At 64.0% G+C, this 17903-nt stretch carries 23 protein-coding genes; 2 read left to right on the forward strand and 21 right to left on the reverse strand.

Translation table 11 applies throughout. The annotated features are described in order from the left end of the window. Positions 1–105 precede the first annotated feature (105 nt). From SR882_RS10510 to rnr, 5 genes are all read right to left on the reverse strand, one after another. A complete protein-coding gene (locus SR882_RS10510) occupies positions 106–591 on the reverse strand; it encodes a regulatory protein RecX (protein WP_322521196.1) in 486 nt (161 codons plus the stop codon). Between the two features lie 15 nt (positions 592–606). Next, positions 607–1653 (reverse strand): recombinase RecA, encoded by a 1047-nt coding sequence (recA, locus tag SR882_RS10515; protein ID WP_322521197.1) that lies wholly within the window; start codon positions 1651–1653, stop codon positions 607–609. Between the two features lie 87 nt (positions 1654–1740). Continuing rightward, positions 1741–2922: a pyridoxal phosphate-dependent aminotransferase gene (locus SR882_RS10520; RefSeq protein WP_322521198.1), complete on the reverse strand. Its 1182-nt coding sequence runs from the start codon at positions 2920–2922 to the stop codon at positions 1741–1743. 148 nt (positions 2923–3070) lie between these two features. Beyond that, positions 3071–3841, reverse strand: a complete 771-nt coding sequence (rlmB, locus tag SR882_RS10525; RefSeq protein WP_322521199.1) for a 23S rRNA (guanosine(2251)-2'-O)-methyltransferase RlmB — start codon at positions 3839–3841, stop codon at positions 3071–3073. 11 nt (positions 3842–3852) lie between these two features. After that, entirely contained in the window at positions 3853–6294 is a 2442-nt protein-coding gene (gene rnr / locus SR882_RS10530) for a ribonuclease R (protein ID WP_322521200.1), read from the reverse strand. A 137-nt stretch (positions 6295–6431) separates the two neighbouring features. Between rnr and uvrB the strand changes: the two genes are divergently transcribed. After that, entirely contained in the window at positions 6432–8477 is a 2046-nt protein-coding gene (gene uvrB / locus SR882_RS10535) for an excinuclease ABC subunit UvrB (RefSeq protein WP_322521201.1), read from the forward strand. 85 nt (positions 8478–8562) lie between these two features. On the opposite strand, the gene SR882_RS10540 is transcribed toward uvrB, so the two are convergent. Then, positions 8563–9204 (reverse strand): hypothetical protein, encoded by a 642-nt coding sequence (locus SR882_RS10540; protein ID WP_322521202.1) that lies wholly within the window; start codon positions 9202–9204, stop codon positions 8563–8565. Between the two features lie 261 nt (positions 9205–9465). On the opposite strand from SR882_RS10540, the gene SR882_RS10545 reads away from it, so the two are divergent. After that, positions 9466–9855: a DUF302 domain-containing protein gene (locus SR882_RS10545; protein ID WP_322521203.1), complete on the forward strand. Its 390-nt coding sequence runs from the start codon at positions 9466–9468 to the stop codon at positions 9853–9855. A 90-nt stretch (positions 9856–9945) separates the two neighbouring features. Here SR882_RS10545 and rplQ read toward each other — a convergent pair whose 3' ends face one another. The 15 genes from rplQ to rplX all read right to left on the reverse strand — a co-directional run bounded on the left by rplQ (position 9946) and on the right by rplX (position 17900). Further along, positions 9946–10344, reverse strand: coding sequence for a 50S ribosomal protein L17 (gene rplQ, locus SR882_RS10550; protein WP_322521204.1), 399 nt, complete (start codon positions 10342–10344; stop codon positions 9946–9948). Between the two features lie 24 nt (positions 10345–10368). Continuing rightward, positions 10369–11364: a DNA-directed RNA polymerase subunit alpha gene (locus SR882_RS10555; protein WP_125199295.1), complete on the reverse strand. Its 996-nt coding sequence runs from the start codon at positions 11362–11364 to the stop codon at positions 10369–10371. A gap of 20 nt (positions 11365–11384) precedes the next feature. After that, a complete protein-coding gene (gene rpsD, locus SR882_RS10560; RefSeq protein WP_125199294.1) occupies positions 11385–12008 on the reverse strand; it encodes a 30S ribosomal protein S4 in 624 nt (207 codons plus the stop codon). 28 nt (positions 12009–12036) lie between these two features. Then, complete coding sequence (gene rpsK, locus SR882_RS10565) at positions 12037–12426, reverse strand: 30S ribosomal protein S11 (protein ID WP_322521205.1); 390 nt, start codon at positions 12424–12426, stop codon at positions 12037–12039. A 34-nt stretch (positions 12427–12460) separates the two neighbouring features. Then, a complete protein-coding gene (gene rpsM, locus SR882_RS10570) occupies positions 12461–12817 on the reverse strand; it encodes a 30S ribosomal protein S13 (protein WP_322521206.1) in 357 nt (118 codons plus the stop codon). Positions 12818–12897: 80 nt separating this feature from the next. Further along, complete coding sequence (gene secY / locus SR882_RS10575) at positions 12898–14232, reverse strand: preprotein translocase subunit SecY (RefSeq protein WP_322521207.1); 1335 nt, start codon at positions 14230–14232, stop codon at positions 12898–12900. 3 nt (positions 14233–14235) lie between these two features. Then, a complete protein-coding gene (rplO, locus tag SR882_RS10580; RefSeq protein WP_125199290.1) occupies positions 14236–14664 on the reverse strand; it encodes a 50S ribosomal protein L15 in 429 nt (142 codons plus the stop codon). Then, positions 14664–14861, reverse strand: a complete 198-nt coding sequence (rpmD, locus tag SR882_RS10585; protein WP_136867496.1) for a 50S ribosomal protein L30 — start codon at positions 14859–14861, stop codon at positions 14664–14666. Before rpmD ends, rplO begins: the two co-directional genes overlap by 1 nt. Then, complete coding sequence (rpsE, locus tag SR882_RS10590; RefSeq protein WP_125199288.1) at positions 14858–15373, reverse strand: 30S ribosomal protein S5; 516 nt, start codon at positions 15371–15373, stop codon at positions 14858–14860. The genes rpmD and rpsE overlap by 4 nt, the downstream gene beginning before the upstream one ends. A 12-nt stretch (positions 15374–15385) precedes the next feature. Then, complete coding sequence (gene rplR / locus SR882_RS10595; RefSeq protein WP_322521208.1) at positions 15386–15739, reverse strand: 50S ribosomal protein L18; 354 nt, start codon at positions 15737–15739, stop codon at positions 15386–15388. Between the two features lie 14 nt (positions 15740–15753). Then, complete coding sequence (gene rplF / locus SR882_RS10600; protein WP_322521209.1) at positions 15754–16281, reverse strand: 50S ribosomal protein L6; 528 nt, start codon at positions 16279–16281, stop codon at positions 15754–15756. A 15-nt stretch (positions 16282–16296) separates the two neighbouring features. Then, positions 16297–16689 carry a 30S ribosomal protein S8 gene (gene rpsH, locus SR882_RS10605; protein WP_322521210.1) on the reverse strand — a complete coding sequence of 131 codons (393 nt, stop codon included), beginning with the start codon at positions 16687–16689 and terminating at the stop codon, positions 16297–16299. 12 nt (positions 16690–16701) lie between these two features. Next, complete coding sequence (gene rpsN / locus SR882_RS10610; protein ID WP_125199284.1) at positions 16702–17007, reverse strand: 30S ribosomal protein S14; 306 nt, start codon at positions 17005–17007, stop codon at positions 16702–16704. Between the two features lie 18 nt (positions 17008–17025). Beyond that, positions 17026–17565 (reverse strand): 50S ribosomal protein L5, encoded by a 540-nt coding sequence (gene rplE / locus SR882_RS10615; RefSeq protein ID WP_322521211.1) that lies wholly within the window; start codon positions 17563–17565, stop codon positions 17026–17028. Positions 17566–17579: 14 nt separating this feature from the next. Then, positions 17580–17900, reverse strand: coding sequence for a 50S ribosomal protein L24 (rplX, locus tag SR882_RS10620; protein ID WP_125199282.1), 321 nt, complete (start codon positions 17898–17900; stop codon positions 17580–17582). Positions 17901–17903 lie beyond the last annotated feature (3 nt).

Genomic DNA, 17903 nt, shown 5'->3' on the forward strand with positions numbered 1-17903 from the left:
ACGAACCATCTCGGAAAGCGGGAGGACAAAGCGCGGATTGTAGCGCAGTCCGATGCCTTTTCCGATGCAGGAACGCAGGGTGAAGACGTCTGTCGGTGCCGCCGGTCAGTGCAGGGGTTGATCCGCCTCGTCCGAGTCGGGCCACCAACCGGCCAGTTCGTGGGAAAGGTCGGGCGGGAAACCGCGTCGAACAAGGTGCCGGTGGCGTCTGGCCCGGTCGGGAAAGTCGGCCGGTGGCTCGCGGTAGCGGGCCACGAGCTGATCGCGCGCCAACTCGGCCCAGTCGCGCGGCTCGGCGGCGAACGCCTCGGCCACCACGCCGTCGTCAACGCCCTGCTGGGCGAGTTCGTTGGCGATCCGGTCCGGGCCGTAGCGACGCGCCGACCGGGCCCGGATCAGGCTCTCGGCATAACGCCGATCCGACTGCCAGCCCTCGTCGACCAGCCGATCGAGGACCGGCTCGACCTCGTCGGCGGAAAAGCCCCGGTCGGCCAGCTTGCGGGCGAGTTCCAGCCGGCTGTGCTCGCGCCGGGCGAGCAGGCCGACCGCACGCTTCTCGCAATCGAGCAGGCGGCGTTTCTCGTCGTCCACGGGACGTGGCCGCCCTTACGAGGTCTCGTCGACCGGTGTCTCGTTGGCCTCGACTTCGGTCTCGGGGGCAACCGGCTTGGGCATCATGATCTCGCGCACCTGGGCCTCGATCTCCTCGGCCATCTCGGGGTTCTCGGCAAGGAACTGACGCGCATTGTCCTTGCCCTGACCGATGCGGGTATCGCCATAGGAGTACCAGGCGCCCGCCTTCTGGATGATGCCGTGCTTGGCGCCCAGGTCGACCAGCTCGAGCAGGTGCGAGATGCCCTCGCCGTAGAGGATGTCGCAGTCGACCACCTTGAACGGCGGCGCCATCTTGTTCTTGACCACCTTGATGCGGGTCTGGTTGCCGATGATCTCCTCGCCCTTCTTCACCGCGCCGACGCGGCGGATGTCGAGACGCACCGAGGCATAGAACTTGAGCGCGTTGCCGCCGGTGGTGGTCTCCGGGCTGCCGTAGGTGACACCGATCTTCATGCGGATCTGGTTGATGAACATCACCATGCAGTTGGTGCGCTTGATGTTCCCGGACAGTTTCCGCAGCGCCTGGCTCATCAGGCGGGCCTGCAGACCGACGTGCGAATCGCCCATCTCGCCCTCAATCTCGGCCTTGGGCACCAGGGCGGCGACCGAGTCGATCACGACCACGTCCACCGCGCCGGAGCGCACCAGCATGTCGGCGATCTCGAGCGCCTGCTCGCCGGTGTCCGGCTGACTGACCAGCAGGTCATCGACGTTCACGCCCAGCTTTTCGGCATAGCCCGGGTCCAGCGCGTGCTCGGCGTCGATGAAGGCGCAGGTGCCGCCTTCCTTCTGCGCCTGGGCGATGGTCTGCAGGGTCAGGGTGGTCTTGCCCGAGGATTCCGGCCCGTAGATTTCGACCACCCGGCCGCGCGGCAGCCCGCCGATGCCGAGCGCGGCATCCAGCGAGATCGAGCCGGTGCTGATGGCGGGGACATTCCGTCGCCCCTCGTCGTTCATGCGCATTACCGCCCCTTTGCCGAACTGGCGTTCGATCTGCGACAGGGCGGCGCCCAGCGCCTTCTTGCGGTTCTCATCCATCGGTCAACTCCCAACCCTTCGGGCTTGAAATGCAGACATTGAAAAGCGGCCGACCTCCCTGCCAGCCGCCTTGAAAATTCGGTTCGATCAGGCCGCGGCCAGGACCGCGCGGATCCGGTCGATGGCCTCGCGCAACGCATCCAGGCTGGTTGCGTAACTCAGACGGACGTGGCCCGGGGCGCCGAAGGCCGACCCCGGCACCACCGCCACGCCGGCCTCTTCGAGCAGGTGCTCGGCGAAGGCCACGTCGTCCGCGATGCCCAGCGCCTTCATGGCAGCCGAGACGTCGGGGAAGCTGTAGAAGGCGCCCTGCCCCGGCAGGCAGGTAACGCCCGGCAGGTCGTTCAGGGCCTCGACCACGTAATCGTGACGCTCGCGGAAGGCGGACACCATGGCGTCGATCTCCGACTGGTCGCCGGCAATCGCCTCGCAGGCCGCCTTCTGGGCAATCGAGCAGGCACCCGAGGTGCTCTGCGACTGGAGCACGTTCATCGCCTTGATCAGGTCGGCGGGGCCCGCGGCATAGCCGATCCGCCAGCCGGTCATCGCGTAGGCCTTGCTCACGCCGTTGAGCACCACGGTGCGCGGGATCAGGTCCGGCGCGACCATGGCGATGTTCGAGAACGGCTCGTCGGCCCAGAGGATCTTCTCGTACATGTCGTCGGTGGCGATCACGATCTCGGGGTAATCGCGCAGGACGTCCGCCAACTGGGCCCAGTCCTCGCGGGTGTAGGCCACACCGGTCGGATTGGATGGGCTGTTGAGCATCACCAGACGGGTCTTGTCGGTAATCGATGCCGCCAGCTGGCGCGCGGTCATCTTGAATCCCTGATCCTGGCCGGCCGAGACAATCACCGGCTCGCCGCCGGCCAGGCGCACCATGTCCGGGTACGACACCCAGTAGGGTGCGGTGATGATCGCCTCGTCGCCCGGATTGAGCAGGGCCTGGCAGAGATTGAAGATGCTCTGCTTGCCGCCGGTGGAGACGATGATCTGGTCGAGGCCGTACTCGAGGCCCTGGTCGGCCTTGAGCTTGTCGGCGATCGCCTGGCGCAGCTCGACGATGCCCTCGACCGCGGTGTAGCGGGTAAAGCCGTCGCGGATCGCCTGGATGCCCGCCTCACCGATGTGCTTCGGGGTGTCGAAGTCCGGCTCGCCGGCACCGAGGCTGATGATGTCGCGACCCGCGGCACGCAGTTCGGCGGCCTTGGCGGTGACGGCAAGTGTCGGTGAGGGACGGACCCGGCGGACCCGGTCGGAAAGGTTCATGACGGCAGCTGACTCCCTGGTAGGCGTTCGCCGGCGGGCGCGGGAACACCGGACCATATTGAAATGATTCGGTCGGCATTTTACCGGAAACGCGTGGCGGTTTCGAAGGGGATGACGCCCCCGGCCCGCTTCCCGCCAACCGTGGCTCTCAGCCGAGTGCCGCCAGCCGCTGGCGCCGGAACTCGAACAGGCAGACGGCGGAGGCCACCGAAACGTTCAGACTCTCGACACTCGCTGCCATCGGGATATGGATCAACTGGTCGCAGCGCTCACGGGTGAGACGGCGCAGGCCGCCGCCCTCGGCCCCCATCACCAGGACGACCGGCTCGCAGGCGAAATCGCTTTCGTAGAGCGACACCGGCCCCTCGCCGGCCGCCCCGACGATCCACAGGCCACGCGCCTTGAGATCGGCCAGGGTGCGGGCCAGATTGGTCACTTGGAAGAAGGGCAGACGCTCGGCCGAGCCGGCGGAGGTCGTGCGGGCGGCGGGGGTCAGGCCGCAGGCGCGGTCCTTCGGTGCGATCACCGCCTGCACCCCGGCCGCCTCGGCAGCACGCAGGCAGGCACCCAGGTTGTGCGGATCGGTCACGCCATCAAGGACCAGCAACAGGGGCACTTGATCGTTACCGTCCAGCAACGCGGCGAGATCCTGCTCGTCACCTGCCTGGCTCAGGGCCACCAGTGCCGCGACTCCCTGGTGTTTCAGGGGGCGACCATCACTGCGCAGCTTGTCGAACCAGGGCTCGTCGCGCGACTCGATCGTGACGCCTGCCCGTTCGGCGAGCGCCTGCAGACGGCGGGCGCGGCGATCATCCCGCCCCGACAGGGCGACCCGCTCGACGCGCTCCGGGCGCTCGCGCAGGGCGGCCTCGACGGCATGAAAGCCGCCGATCCAGGTGGGTGCTTGGGGACGGGCCATCGCGGCGGCGATCAGCTGGGCGAGTCGTCGGACGAATCGCCGCCCTTGCCCTTGCTCCCGGCCTGGCCTTGGCTTTCGCCCTGACCCTCACCTTGGCCCCCGCCATCAGCCCCATCCTGGGGCTTGCGGCGACGCCGGCGGCGCGGACGGCGTTTCTTGCCGCCACCGCCGCCCTCGTCGCCGGCCTTGTCATCCGAGCTTTCCGGGGCCTTCGAGGAGGACTTGCCCTCGTCGCTGCCCGCCTCGTCACTCGACTGGTCCCCGCCGTCGGCGACTTCCTCGTCCTCCGGCAGCATGAAGTCGATCTTGCGCTCGTCGAGATCCACGCGCGCCACCCGCACGTGGATGGTGTCGTTGAGCGAGTACGTCTTGCCGCTGCGCTCGCCCTTGAGCGAGACGGTTACCGGATCGAAGTGATAGAAATCGCGCTTGAGGGCGGTGATGTGCAGCAGGCCGTCGACGAAGAAGTCCTTGAGCTGGACGAACAGACCGAAGCCCAGCACGGAGGCCACCCGGCCCTCGTAGACATTGCCGACCTTGTCGAGCATGAACTCGCACTTGAGCCAGTCGGTGGCATCGCGCGTCGCCTCGTCGGCCCGGCGCTCGTTGTTGGAGCAGTGCTCGCCGATCAGCAGCATCTCCTCGTGGCTGTACGGGAACTCCTCGGCCTGCCCGGTACGCAATACGTGCCGGATGGCGCGGTGGACCATCAGGTCCGGGTAGCGACGGATCGGCGAGGTGAAGTGCGCGTAGTGCTCGTGGGCGAGACCGAAGTGACCCAGGTTGTCCGGCGCGTAGACCGCCTGCTGCAGGGAGCGCAACAGCAGAGTCTGGACGGTGGCGAAGTCCGGACGATCCTTCGCCTCGGCGATCAGGGCGTTGAAATCGGCCGGGGTCGGCTTCTCGCCGCCGCCGAGGGTCAGGCCCTTCTCCTTGAGCGCGGCGCGCAGGTCGTCGATCTTCTCGGCGCCCGGGCGGTCGTGCACCCGGTAGAGCGACGGGATCTTGCGCCTGGCGAGGAAGCGACCGGCAGCGACGTTCGCCGCGATCATGCACTCCTCGATGATCTTGTGCGCGTCGTTGCGCTCGTAGGGCACGATCGCCTCGATCTTGCGGTTCTCGCCGAAGACGATCTTGGTCTCGATGGTGTCGAAGTCGATCGCCCCGCGGGACTCGCGCTCGGCCCGCAGCACCTTGTACAGGTCATGCAGCGCCTCGAGCGGCTTGATCACGTGGCTGTGCTTGTCGCGCTCGTCCTGATCGTTGTCGAGCAGCATGGCCGCGACATTGTCGTAGGTCAGGCGCGCGTGGCTCTTCATCACGCCCTCGAAGAAGCGCGAACGGATGATCTGGCCCTGGCTGTTGATCAGCATCTCGGCACACAGGCAGAGGCGATCCACGTCCGGGTTCACCGAGCACAGGCCGTTCGAGAGGATCTCCGGCAGCATCGGCACCACGCGACCCGGGAAGTAGACCGAGGTCCCGCGGCGGAAGCCTTCCTCGTCGAGCGCCGAGCCGATGCGCACGTAGTGCGACACGTCGGCGATCGCCACCAGCAGGCGGAAGCCCTTCGGCGTCGGTTCACAGAAGACCGCGTCGTCGAGGTCCTTGGAATCGGAGCCATCGATGGTCACCAGGGGGACGTCGCGCAGGTCGACCCGGCCGACCTTGTCTGCCTCGGCCACCTGGTCGCTCATGTGCTCGACGTGGCGTTCGACCTCGTCCGGCCATTCATGGGGAATGCCGTGGGCGCGGATGGCGACGTCGATCTCCATGCCCGGCGACATGTGGTCGCCCAGCACCTCGATGATCTTGCCGACCGGCTTGTGCCGCTGGGTGGGCTGCTCGACCAGCGCGACCCGGACGATCTGACTGTCGGTCGCCCCACCGAGCGCCTCCATCGGGATCAGCACGTCCTGGGTCATGCGGGTGTTGTCGGGGATGACGAACGCCACGCCCGCCTCGATCACCAGCCGGCCGACGATCTCGGCATTGGCCCGTTCGATCACTTCGACCAGCGCGCCCTCGGGACGGCCGCGGCGGTCCTCGCCGACCACCTGCACCACGGCGCGGTCGCCATGCAGCAGGGCGCGCATGACGCGCGGCGAGAGGAAGACGTCGTTGCCGCCCTCGTCAGGCACCAGGAAACCGAAGCCGTCGCGGTGACCGATTACCCGGCCCCGCACCAGCTCGGCCTTGGTCACCGGCACGTAACCACCGCGACGGTTGCGAATGGCCTGGCCATCGCGCTCCATCGCCCGCAGCCGTCGCCGCAGGCCCTCGATGCGCTCCTCGTCACCGTCGTAGCCGAGCTCGCTGATCAGCCGGTTGAGCGTGATCGGGCCATCCTGCTTGCCCAATAAGTCGAGCAGGAACTCGCGGCTAGCCACGGGGTTGTCGTATTTCTCGGCCTCGCGCGGGGCGTTCGGGTCTTCGAGGTTTGAATCGGTCATGGATACCTGAAAAGTGCGTCTGGAAAGTCACTCGCGAAACACGGACTTAATCTGACGTGTCGGCGAGAGATATAGCCGGGCATGATAAAGCAAAAGCCATCGGAAAGCCGAGGGTCAAGCCTATATACTCCCACCCCATGTCAGAACACCGTTTCCAGATCGCAACAGACTACCAGCCGGCCGGCGACCAGCCCCGCGCCATCGAGACCCTCGTCGGGGGTCTCAATGACGGGCTGATGCACCAGACCCTGCTCGGCGTGACCGGCTCGGGCAAGACCTTCACGATGGCCAATGTCATCCACGAGGTGCAGCGTCCGGCACTGGTACTCGCGCCCAACAAGACGTTGGCCGCGCAGCTCTACGGCGAGCTCAAGGGGTTCTTCCCGCACAATGCGGTGGAGTACTTCGTCTCCTACTACGACTACTACCAGCCCGAGGCCTACGTGCCGGCCTCGGACACCTTCATCGAGAAGGACGCCTCGGTGAACGAACACATCGAGCAGATGCGGCTGTCGGCCACCAAGGCGCTGTTCGAGCGCCGCGACGTCATCATCGTCGCCACGGTCTCGTCGATCTACGGCCTGGGCGACCCCGAGGCCTACCTCAAGATGATCCTGCACCTGGTGCGCGGCGACGAGGTCAGCCAGCGCCAGATCATCCGGCGGCTGGCCGAGATGCAGTACACCCGCAACGACATGGAATTCCGCCGCGGCACCTACCGGGTGCGCGGCGACGTGATCGACATTCACCCGGCCGAGGCCGACGACGAGGGGGTGCGCATCGAGCTGTTCGACGACGAGATCGAGCAGATCACCCTCTTTGACCCGCTCACCGGCCAGGTCCGCCGCCGGGTGCCGCGCTACACGGTCTACCCGTCCTCGCACTACGTCACCCCGCGCGAGCGCCTGCTGCATGCGATCGAGCAGATCAAGGTCGAGCTCGACGAGCGGCTCAAGGACCTCGAATCGCAGGACAAGCTGGTCGAGGCGCAGCGTCTGGCCCAGCGCACCCGCTTCGATATCGAGATGATCCAGGAGCTCGGCTACTGCAATGGCATCGAGAACTACTCGCGTTATCTGTCCGGCCGCCAGACGGGCGAGCCGCCGCCATGTCTCTACGACTACTTGCCCGCCGACGCCCTGCTCATCATCGACGAATCGCATGTGACCGTCCCGCAACTGGGCGGCATGTACAAGGGGGATCGCTCGCGCAAGGAAACGCTGGTCAATTTCGGCTTCCGCCTGCCCTCGGCGATGGACAACCGCCCGCTGAAATTCGAGGAGTTCGAGCGCCTGATGCCGCAGACAGTCTACGTCTCGGCCACGCCCGGCCCCTACGAGGAGGCCCATGCCGACCAGATCGCCGAGCAGGTAGTCCGCCCGACCGGGCTGGTCGACCCGCAGATCGAGGTCCGTCCGGTCGCGAGCCAGGTCGACGATCTGCTCTCCGAGATTCGCCTGCGCGCCGAGAAGAATCAGCGGGTGCTGGTCACGGTGCTGACCAAGCGCATGGCCGAGGACCTGACCGACTACCTCATGGAGCACGACGTGCGCGTGCGCTACCTGCACTCGGACATCGACACCGTCGAGCGCGTCGAGATCATCCAGGATCTGCGACTGGGCGAGTTCGACGTGCTGGTCGGGATCAACCTGCTGCGCGAAGGGCTGGATATCCCCGAGGTTTCCCTGATCGGCATCCTCGACGCCGACAAGCAGGGCTTCCTGCGTTCCGAGCGCTCGCTGATCCAGACCATCGGCCGGGCGGCGCGCAACCTCGAGGGCAAGGCGATCCTCTACGGCGACACCATCACGGATGCCATGCGCAAGGCGATCGACGAGACCGACCGCCGCCGCGAGAAGCAGCTGGCGCACAACGAGGCGATGGGCATCACCCCGCGCGGCATCGAGAAGAGCGTCGAGGACATCCTCCAGGCAGGCGAGTCCCGCATCCCCGGCGCCCGACCGGGACGCAAGCGCCGACAGGACGACAAGGTTGTCGAGGGCGGCGACTACGCCGCCCTGTCGCCGGACCAGGCCGCCAAGCGCATCAAGACCCTCGAGGCCGAGATGCATCGCCACGCCCGTGACCTGGAATTCGAGGCCGCCGCCCAGTCGCGCGACGAGCTGCACAAGCTAAAGGAGGCCTTCTTCGGGGCCACCGAACCCGGTTACAGCGATGACTAACGGCACGACCGACTAAACGCGGCCCAAGAAAAAGGCCGGCCCCACCGGGACCGGCCTTTGTGCTGGCTGCAGATACGTTGAGCGATCAGCCGCCCTGGCGCATCTCCATGGCCTTTTCACGCAGCTGCTGCATTTCCTCGGCCTGACGCTGCATCTTGGCGAACAGGTCCTTGGCTTGCGGGTTGTTTTCCTTCATCACCTGCTCGACGTCACCGCGCAACTCCTGAGCCATGCTCTGCACCTCCTCGTCCTGGAAGGCTTGCTGTTGGCGGCGCTGGAATTCCTGTTGCTGCTGGCGGAATGCCTTGACCTCCGACTCGGACGGCTGCTGATCGCCACCCTGGTACTTGGCCATGGTGGCCTTCATCTGCTCGAATTCCTTCTCGGCGTCGTAGCCACCGCTCGACATCTTCTCGGCAATCTTCGCCTGCAGCGCCTCGCGCTTCTCACCCAGCGCCGGGTTGTTCTCGTAGGCCTGCTGCTCCATCTCGCTCAGCTTGGCCTGCGTTTGCTGGAGCTCCTGTTGAACCGAGCGCATCTCTTCCATCAGCTGGCGCTGCTCGTCGGTCATTTGCGGCATCTGACCCTGCGCCGGAGCGCCACCCTGGCCACCGTGCGGTGCGGACTGACCGCCCTGCTGGGCCACGGCCGCGCCACTGAAGGCAAGCGCGGCGGAAACGCCGGCGGCCATCATGGATTGGCGCAACTTCTGGTTCCAAACGGACATGCAATCACTCCTCATTTAAATGGTTCGGCTTCGCATTTGGGCATGCTGGGCGCCGAGTCCCGATAGAAACGTGCGACAGCCTTGGCATTCGTAAAGTTCCATCGTCATGGCGAACCCCGTATATCGGCCGGCGCGAAACCCTTTGCATCGTAGGAGACCCGCTGCCCCTTGGCAACCGGCGTTCCCCGCTCGCGGCCACTGGTCGCCGGAGCGGTTTGCTAAGCTTGCCCGCGACAACCAACCAATTGGAGCAACCGACCCATGATCGACGAGCACAACAGTCCGCACGATTTCGAGACCACCTGCCAACGCTTGAGCGACGCCGTACCGGCCAATGGGTTCGGCCTGCTACACACGCATGACATCCACGGCACGCTCAACGCCAAAGGCGTCGATTTCGCCCCGCAGTGCCGGGTTTTCGAAGTCTGCAACCCCAAGCGAGCCGCCGAGGTGCTTGCCGTTCGGATGGACCTCGCCAACGCCCTCCCCTGCCGCATCGCCGTCTACGAGCGCGACGGGAAGGTGATCGTCTCGATGATCCGCCCGAGCGAAATGCTCTCGATGCTCAGCGACGACACCACCCTGGCCAAGGTGGCGACCGAGGTCGAGCAGACCATGAACCGCATCATCGAGGAGACGGTCAGCGCCTGACCCTGCCGCAACCTTCCGGGAAAAGAAAAAGCCCGCCGAAAAGGCGGGCTTTCAACATTCTGGCGGACCAGTCGCCCGCCGGCGGACGACTTACTCGGCCGCGGCTTCCTCGGCGACCTGCGCCGGCTCGGCACTACGCTCGACCAGCTCGACGTAGGCCATCGGCGCCGCATCACCCGCGCGATAACCGCACTTGAGGATGCGCAGGTAGCCGCCGTTACGCTCCTTGAAGCGCGGCCCGACGTCGGAGAACAGCTTGCCGACGGTGCTCTTGTTGCCGACCTTCGCAAAGGCCTGGCGACGAGCGTGGACGCTGTCTTCCTTCGCCAGGGTGATCAGCGGCTCGGCGACGCGACGCAGCTCCTTGGCCTTGGGAACCGTGGTCTTGATGACCTCGTGCTCGATCAGGGCGTTGGTGAGCGAACGCATCAGCGCCTTGCGCTGTGAGGCGTTGCGACCCAACTGCCGACCGGATTGACGATGACGCATGTCAAATACTCCAAAAAATTTCGTTCAAATCTTGGATTCGCTCAGATTCTGGAGCTCGGCCGGCGGCCAGTTCTCCAGTTTCTGCCCGAGGGACAGCCCCTGCTTGGCCAGTACGTCCTTGATCTCGGTCAAGGACTTCTTGCCAAGGTTCGGGGTCTTGAGCAATTCCATTTCCGACCGCTGGATCAGGTCGCCGATGTAATAGATGTTTTCCGCCTTGAGGCAGTTCGCCGAGCGAACGGTAAGCTCCAAATCGTCGACCGGGCGCAGCAGCACCGGATCGACCGACGGGGCCTGCTCTTCGACCGGCTCGGCCTTTTCCGCCTTGAGATCGACCAGCACCGACAGTTGATCGACCAGAATGCCGGCCGCCTGGCGGATGGCATCCTCGGCCGAGATCGACCCGTTGGTCTCGATATCGAGAACCAGCGAATCGAGGTCGGTCCGCTGCTCGACCCGCGCCCGCTCGACCGAGTAGGCAACGCGCCGCAGCGGCGAAAATGACGCATCAATCAGCAGACGACCGACCGTCGTTTCCTCGTCGTCACGACGGGCACTGGCCGGCACGTAACCCATGCCGCGCTCGACCTTGAAGGTCATGTTCAGCTCGGCATCGTCACGCAGGGTCGCGATGACGTGATCCGGGTTCATGATCTCGACCGAATGATCCGCCTTGATGTCGGCGGCGGTCACGGTCCCCGGACCGGTCTTCTTGATGCTCAGCACCGCCTCGTCGCGGCCGTGCATGGTGATCGACAACCCCTTGAGGTTCAGCAGGATCTCGAGCACGTCCTCCTGGACGCCCTCAAGTGCGCTGTACTCGTGGAGTGTGCCTTCGATCTCCGCCTCTGTGACGGCAACACCCGGGATGGACGAGAGCAGGATACGCCGCAACGCATTGCCCAGCGTGTAGCCAAACCCACGCTCCAACGGCTCCAGCACGACGCGCGCATGGGTGTCGTCGATCGTTTCCACGTCGACCAGGCGCGGCTTGAGAAGCTCTGTAGAACCCAGTTGCATTACGTACCCCCGAAAACCGTTTACTTCGAATACAGCTCGACAACGAGCGATTCGTTGATGTCCGCCGGCAATTCGTCCCGAGTCGGAACGGCCTTGAAGACGCCTTCCATCTTGCTGGAATCGACCGTGACCCACGGCACGACTTCGCGCTGGGCGGCCAGTTCGAGGGCATCCTTGACGCGTTGCTGCTTCTTCGCCTTTTCGCGAACCGAAACCACGTCTTCCATGGAAACCTGGTACGACGGGATGTTGACCACCTCGCCGTTGACCAGCAGGCCGCGATGCGAAACCAACTGACGCGCTTCGGCGCGGGTTGCACCAAAGCCCATCCGGTAGGCGACGTTGTCCAGGCGGCACTCGAGAATCTGCAACAGGTTCTCGCCGGTGGAGCCCTTCATTTGCGCGGCGCGCTTGTAGTAATTACGGAACTGCCGCTCGAGCACACCGTAGATACGACGCAGCTTCTGCTTTTCGCGCAGCTGCAGACCGTAGTCGGACACCTTCTGGCGACGGCCGGAACCGTGCTGGCCAGGGGCGCGATCGTGATGGCACTTGTCTTCCAGTGCGCGGACGCCGGACTTCAGGAAAAGATCCGTGCCTTCGCGCCGGGCAAGCTTACAAGTAGGACCGAGATAACGAGCCATAAGTCAAATACTCCTTACAAACGCACCGTCAAACGCGACGCTTTTTGGGCGGACGGCAACCATTGTGCGGGATGGGGGTAACGTCAGTGATCACGCCCACCTTGAAGCCCACGGCGTTGAGCGCGCGGATGGTCGACTCGCGACCCGGGCCGGGGCCCTTGACTTCAACATCGACGTTCTTGACCCCATATACCTTGGCTGCCTCGCCGGCACGCTCGGCCGCAACCTGTGCCGCGAACGGGGTCGACTTGCGAGACCCGCGGAAACCCGAGCCCCCTGAAGTCGCCCAGCTGAGGGTGTTGCCCTGACGGTCGGTGATCGTCACGATCGTATTGTTGAACGACGCATGGATATGCGCGACCGCATCGGTGACGACGCGTTTTACCTTTTTACGGGTAGTTTGACTTGCTTTAGCCATTAAAATCCTACTCTCGAAAGAATATTAAGCCTGATTAGCGCTTGACCAGGCGCCGCGGACCCTTGCGAGTCCGTGCGTTAGTGCGTGTGCGCTGTCCACGCAACGGCAGACCACGACGATGACGCAGGCCACGGTAACAACCAAGGTCCATCAGACGCTTGATGTTCATGGATACGTCGCGACGCAGGTCGCCTTCGACTACATACTTGCCGACTTCCGCACGCAGGGCCTCAACCTCTGCCTCGGACAGGTCGCGCACCTTGCGATCCTCGGCCACGCCGGTGGCTTCGCAGATCTGCTTGGCGCGGGTCTGGCCGATTCCATAGATGGAAGTCAGGCCAATGACCACATGTTTTTGAACGGGAATGTTGATCCCAGCAATACGTGCCATCGATATATCACCCCAAAAAAGAGCGCGAAAGCGTAACGCAACGCGCCGTCAATAGCAAACGGAAACGACGGGCCGTCTGGTTACAGCCCGTTCTTGAAATGTGCCTTGCGAACCAGGCTGTCGTACTGGTGCGAAACCAGGTGTGACTGCACCTGCGACATGAAGTCCATCAGCACGATCACGATGATCAGCAGCGACGTACCGCCGAAGTAGAACGGCACGTTCCAGTACAGGATCAGGAACTCCGGCAACAGGCAGACCGCGGTGATGTAGATCGCCCCCCAGAACGTCAGGCGCGTCAGCACCTTGTCGACGTAACGCGCCGTCTGCTCGCCCGGGCGAATACCCGGCACGAACGCGCCGGAACGCTTGAGGTTGTCCGCGGTTTCGCGGGCATTGAACACCAGCGCGGTGTAGAAGAAGCAGAAGAAGATGATCGCCGCGGCGTAGAACAGCACGTACAGCGGCTGACCCGGCGACAGCGTGTTCGACAGGTCCGCGAGCCAGCCCATGCCTTCCTGCTGACCGAACCAGTTACCCACCGTCGCCGGGAACAGGATGATGCTCGAGGCGAAGATCGGCGGGATGACCCCGGCCATGTTCAGCTTCAACGGCAGGTGGGAGGACTGCTGCCCCGCCATGCCGCGACCCTGCTGCCGCCGCGCGTAGTTCACCGTGATCCGGCGCTGACCACGCTCGACGAACACCACGAAGGCGGTGACCGCGAGGATCAGCACGCCCAGGATCAGCATCGTGAACACGTGCAACTCACCGGTGCGCACCAGCTCAGCCGTACCGCCAATGGCGCTCGGCAGACCCGCCACGATACCGGCGAAGATGATCAGCGAAATGCCGTTGCCCACGCCGCGCTCGGTGATCTGCTCACCCAGCCACACCAGCAACATCGTGCCGCTGACCAGGGTCAGGGTGGCGATGAAGACAAAGGCGATACCCGGGGCGAACACCAGCGGGGACCCGCCGACCGACTGACCCTGCAGGGCGATCGAAACGCCCAGCGCCTGCACCAGGCCCAGGCCGAGTGTGCCGTAGCGGGTGTACTGGGTGATCTTCCGTCGTCCGGCCTCGCCTTCCTTCTTCAGCTTCTCCAGCGACGGCACCACCGCCGTGAGCAGCTGGACGATGATCGCCGCCGAAATGTACGGCATCACACCCAGGGCAAACAGGGACATGCGCGAGAGCGCCCCGCCGGAGAACATGTTGACCATGCCCAGGATGCCGCCGGAGTTCTGGTCGAAAAGCGCCTTCATGACGTCCACGTCGATGCCCGGCAACGGGATGAACGTCCCGATCCGGTACACCACGAGCACCATGATGACGAAGAAAATACGTTGCCGGAGCTCGGTCAGTCGACCGGCCCCGGCAAGTGCGCCTATCCCTGAGTTTGCCTGTGCCACGCTTTACTCCGCTGAACCACCGGCGGCTTCAATCGCCTGGCGCGCGCCTTTGCTGATCGCCAGACCCTTGACCTGCAACTTCTTCTCCACATCACCCTGAAGGATGATCTTGACGCTCTTGACGTCGTTGCGGATCAGGTTAGCGGCCTTGAGCGACGCGAGCGTGACCTCACCGTCCAGGCGGTTGAGTTCCGCGGTGCGAATCTCCGCCCGGTACAGCGACTTGGCCGCCCGGAAGCCCATCTTCGGCAGACGACGCTGCAAGGGCATCTGACCGCCCTCGAAGCCCGTCTTATGAAAGCCGCCGGAACGTGACTTCTGGCCCTTGTGACCGCGACCGCCGGTCTTGCCCAGCCCGGAGCCGATGCCGCGACCGACGCGGTTGGCGTCCTTGCGGCTACCCTCGGCAGGGGAAAGTTTGTTCAAACGCATTACTTCGCTTCCTGTACGTCGAGCATGTAGTGGACGCGATTGATCATGCCCCGGTTTTCCGGGGTATCGGCCACTTCCACCTCTTGGTGCATACGGCGGATGCCCAGCCCACGAACGCAGGCCTTGTGGGACTCGAGTCGATTGTTCATCGACCGAACCAGGCGCACCCGGATCTTGCCATTAGCCTTCTGACTCATGCCTCATCCCCCAGGATTTCCTCGACACGCTTGCCACGCTTGGCGGCAACCGCTTCCGGCGACTGGATCTGGGAGAGACCATTGATCGTCGCCCGGATCACGTTCATGTGATTGCGGGTCCCGATGCACTTGGCCAGCACGTTGCGGACACCCGCTGCCTCGAAGACGGCACGCATGGCGCCGCCTGCGATGACACCAGTACCTTCCGATGCCGGCTTCATGAACACCCGACCGGCGCCATGACGGCCCTTGGTCTGGTAGTGGAGGGTCCCGTCACGGAGCGGCACGTCAATCATGCTGTTGCGCGCCCGGTCCATTGCCTTCTGGATAGCGGCCGGCACCTCTTTGGCCTTGCCGTAGCCATAGCCAACACGACCTTCGCCATCACCCACCACGGTCAGCGCGGTGAACGAGAACTGGCGGCCACCCTTGACCACTTTGGACACGCGGTTGATCGTGACCAGTTTCTCGATCAGGCCTTCGTTCGAGACGTCTTTTGCGTTACGGCTCATTGCTTCACCTCTTTAGAACTTCAGGCCGGCTTCGCGTGCCGCGTCGGCAAGTGCCTTGACACGCCCGTGGTAAATGAAACCCGAGCGATCAAACGCCACGGACTCGATGCCCTTCTCCAGGGCAGCCTTGGCAATGGCCTCACCCACCTTCTTGGCGGCGGCCACGTTGCCACCGAATTCGCCATCGGCGAGTACACCCTTGCCTACCGTGGAAGCAGTGGCGACCACCTGACCTTCCGGTGCGAAGACCTGAGCGTAGGTATGGTTGCTGCTCCGGTGCACGCTCAGGCGATGGACGCCGAGCTGCTTGATCTTGGCCCGGGTGCGACGTGCGCGGCGCAGCCGCTGTTTGGTACTTTCATTCATCGCGTCACCCTCGATTATTTCTTCTTGGCTTCCTTACGCAGGATGCGTTCATCCGCGTATTTGACACCCTTACCCTTGTAAGGCTCCGGCGGACGCAGCGCCCGCACGTTGGAAGCCACCTGGCCGACCTTCTGCTTGTCCGCGCCCTTGATGACGATCTCGGTCGCCGACGGGGTTTCCGCGGTGACGCCGTCCGGCAGCGGGAAGTCGATCGGATGCGAGAAACCCAGCTGCAGGTTCAGGGTCCGCCCCTGTACCTGAGCGCGGTAACCGACGCCGACCAGTTGGAGTTTGATTTCAAATCCGTTGGCGACACCGTCGACGCTGCCCTGTGCCAGGGAACGCATGGTGCCCGCCATCGGGATATTGTCATCGCTGTTCGGAACGAACCGGATCTGGTTGTCTTCGAAGGTCACGCCGACCGTCGGGTGTACGTTAAGTGTCAGCTCGCCGTTCTTGCCCTTGAAGGACAGAACCTGCTCATCGAGCTTGACCTCGACACCCTTGGGGACCGCGACCGGCTTTCGTGCTACTCGACTCATAAATCCCCCAACCGGTTACGAAACAAAGCAGACGACTTCGCCGCCGATATTGCGACGACGTGCTTCACGGTCCGGCATCACACCTTCGGAGGTGGAAACCACGGCAACGCCCAGACCACCGATGACCTGCGGCAGGTCCTCGGCGCCGAAGAACTTGCGCGACCCGGGACGGGAGACGCGGTTCAGCTTTTCGATGACCGGCTTGCCTTCGAAATAACGCAGGGTGACCACCAGTGTCGGCTTCTTGTCGCCCTCGATGCGGATGTCGGCGATATAGCCTTCGTCCTTCAACGTCTCGGCGACCGCCTTCTTGAACTTGGAGGCCGGCATGGAGACTTCCGTCTTGCGCGCGGCCTGGCCGTTGCGGATGCGCGTCAGCATGTCCGCGATCGGATCATTCATACTCATAACGCGTTCTCCTTACCAGCTCGACTTGCGCAGGCCCGGGATTTCCCCGGACATGGCCAGTTGACGTAGCTTGTTGCGGCCCATACCAAATTTCCGGTAGACGCCCTTGGGACGACCGGTCAGCGCACAGCGGCGCACCTGGCGGGTGTAAGAAGAATCGCGCGGCAGCTTGGCCAGCGCGGCGGAGGCCGCCATCTTCTCGTCGAACTCCACTTCGGGGTCGGCGACGATCGCGCGCAGCTTGGCGCGCTTGTCGGCATACTGGCGAGCAAGCTTCTGACGCTTGACCTCGCGAGCAATCATGCTTTTCTTAGCCATAGTCTCGTTTCGTCTCTGTTAACGACGGAAGGGGAAACCGAAGCCATCGAGCAGGGCCCGGGCTTGGTCGTTGTCCTTCGCGGTCGTTGTGATCGTGATATCCATACCCCGGACTTGGTCGACCTTGTCGAAGTCGATTTCCGGGAAGATGATCTGTTCGCGAACCCCGAGGCTGTAGTTGCCTCGACCGTCGAACGACTTCGGCGACAGGCCGCGGAAGTCACGGATACGGGGGCTCGCCACATGGATCAACCGATCGAGGAATTCGTACATGGTACGTCCCCTGAGGGTGACCTTGACACCCAGCGGCATGCCTTCACGGAGCTTGAAGCCCGCGATGGACTTGCGCGCATACGTCACCACCGGCTGTTGACCGGTGATCAGGCCGAGTTCTTCCACTGCGTTATCGATTACTTTCTTGTCACGAGCGGAATCACCCAGGCCCATGTTCAACGTAATCTTGGTCAGCTTCGGAACGGCCATTACGTTGTCGAGTTCGAGCTTCTTGGCGAGCTCGCCACGCAACGTCTTGGAGTAGTATTCCTGAAGTCGAGCCATTTCTCTGTTTCCTGTTAAGCGTCAACGACTTCGCCGTTGGATTTGAAATAACGAACCTTTCGACCGTCTTCAAGCGTCTTGAAGCCGACCCGGTCGCCTTTTTCGGAGGCCGGATTAAACAGCATCACGTTGGAGATATCAATGGGCTTCTCCATTTCGATGATGCCGCCGGTCCGTCCGATCATCGGATTGGGCTTCTGGTGCTTCTTCACCATGTTGACCCCTTCCACGACCACGCGGGCCCCATCTTCAACGACCCGCAGCACGGTGCCGCGACGACCATTGTCTTTACCGGTGACGACGACCACGTCGTCGCCTTGGCGAATCTTGCGCATCTC

It is taken from the genome of Guyparkeria halophila (assembly GCF_034479635.1).
Taxonomy (GTDB): Bacteria; Pseudomonadota; Gammaproteobacteria; order Halothiobacillales; family Halothiobacillaceae; genus Guyparkeria; species Guyparkeria halophila.

Excerpts from the sequence above, each read along its gene's own strand:
- rplF (WP_322521209.1), bottom strand. The coding sequence starts at position 16,281 with ATGAGTCGAGTAGCACGAAAGCCGGTCGCGGTCCCCAAGGGTGTCGAG.
- rplE (WP_322521211.1), bottom strand. The coding sequence starts at position 17,565 with ATGGCTCGACTTCAGGAATACTACTCCAAGACGTTGCGTGGCGAGCTC.
- SR882_RS10545 (WP_322521203.1), top strand. The coding sequence starts at position 9,466 with ATGATCGACGAGCACAACAGTCCGCACGATTTCGAGACCACCTGCCAA.
- rpsK (WP_322521205.1), bottom strand. The coding sequence starts at position 12,426 with ATGGCTAAAGCAAGTCAAACTACCCGTAAAAAGGTAAAACGCGTCGTC.
- rpsE (WP_125199288.1), bottom strand. The coding sequence starts at position 15,373 with ATGAGCCGTAACGCAAAAGACGTCTCGAACGAAGGCCTGATCGAGAAA.
- recA (WP_322521197.1), bottom strand. The coding sequence starts at position 1,653 with ATGGATGAGAACCGCAAGAAGGCGCTGGGCGCCGCCCTGTCGCAGATC.
- SR882_RS10520 (WP_322521198.1), bottom strand. The coding sequence starts at position 2,922 with ATGAACCTTTCCGACCGGGTCCGCCGGGTCCGTCCCTCACCGACACTT.
- rnr (WP_322521200.1), bottom strand. The coding sequence starts at position 6,294 with ATGACCGATTCAAACCTCGAAGACCCGAACGCCCCGCGCGAGGCCGAG.
- rpsN (WP_125199284.1), bottom strand. The coding sequence starts at position 17,007 with ATGGCTAAGAAAAGCATGATTGCTCGCGAGGTCAAGCGTCAGAAGCTT.
- rpsM (WP_322521206.1), bottom strand. The coding sequence starts at position 12,817 with ATGGCACGTATTGCTGGGATCAACATTCCCGTTCAAAAACATGTGGTC.
- rplR (WP_322521208.1), bottom strand. The coding sequence starts at position 15,739 with ATGAATGAAAGTACCAAACAGCGGCTGCGCCGCGCACGTCGCACCCGG.
- rplQ (WP_322521204.1), bottom strand. The coding sequence starts at position 10,344 with ATGCGTCATCGTCAATCCGGTCGGCAGTTGGGTCGCAACGCCTCACAG.
- rpsH (WP_322521210.1), bottom strand. The coding sequence starts at position 16,689 with ATGAGTATGAATGATCCGATCGCGGACATGCTGACGCGCATCCGCAAC.
- uvrB (WP_322521201.1), top strand. The coding sequence starts at position 6,432 with ATGTCAGAACACCGTTTCCAGATCGCAACAGACTACCAGCCGGCCGGC.
- rpsD (WP_125199294.1), bottom strand. The coding sequence starts at position 12,008 with ATGGCTCGTTATCTCGGTCCTACTTGTAAGCTTGCCCGGCGCGAAGGC.
- rpmD (WP_136867496.1), bottom strand. The coding sequence starts at position 14,861 with ATGAGTCAGAAGGCTAATGGCAAGATCCGGGTGCGCCTGGTTCGGTCG.
- rplX (WP_125199282.1), bottom strand. The coding sequence starts at position 17,900 with ATGCGCAAGATTCGCCAAGGCGACGACGTGGTCGTCGTCACCGGTAAA.
- rlmB (WP_322521199.1), bottom strand. The coding sequence starts at position 3,841 with ATGGCCCGTCCCCAAGCACCCACCTGGATCGGCGGCTTTCATGCCGTC.
- rplO (WP_125199290.1), bottom strand. The coding sequence starts at position 14,664 with ATGCGTTTGAACAAACTTTCCCCTGCCGAGGGTAGCCGCAAGGACGCC.
- SR882_RS10540 (WP_322521202.1), bottom strand. The coding sequence starts at position 9,204 with ATGTCCGTTTGGAACCAGAAGTTGCGCCAATCCATGATGGCCGCCGGC.
- SR882_RS10555 (WP_125199295.1), bottom strand. The coding sequence starts at position 11,364 with ATGCAACTGGGTTCTACAGAGCTTCTCAAGCCGCGCCTGGTCGACGTG.